Origin of the sequence: Rhizobium ecuadorense, assembly GCF_001187535.1 — a bacterium.
Lineage (GTDB): Bacteria > Pseudomonadota > Alphaproteobacteria > Rhizobiales > Rhizobiaceae > Rhizobium > Rhizobium ecuadorense.
On record NZ_LFIO01001490.1, the window covers coordinates 1 to 261 of the forward strand.

Annotated in this window: 1 protein-coding gene; it reads right to left on the bottom strand. The window is 56.3% G+C overall.

From position 1 onward, the window contains the following. Positions 1-17: 17 nt before the first annotated feature. On the bottom strand, positions 18-261 hold a 244-nt coding region (locus AF337_RS31110; protein WP_049735196.1), incomplete at its 5' end, for a hypothetical protein.

The window sequence follows — 261 nt, forward strand, 5'->3', positions numbered from 1 at the left end:
GAACCGGGTCCCTTTTATCAAACGTAAGCCGTGCGGCTGCCGAACTCACTGGTCTCGTCAAAATTCGTCGTGCCGATACGCTCGCTTTCGCCGGAAAATTCTCCAGGAGCGTCACCGGCAGGCTTCGATGCAGCAGACGCCTGAGTTTGGCTGCTCTCGCTCGCTTCGAGCTTGGCAATCTTCGCTTCCAGCGTATCGATGGATTTTTCGATCGTGGCCTTCTCTTGCTCGTCCTGCGTTTCCGACAGGGCTGCCTTCTTT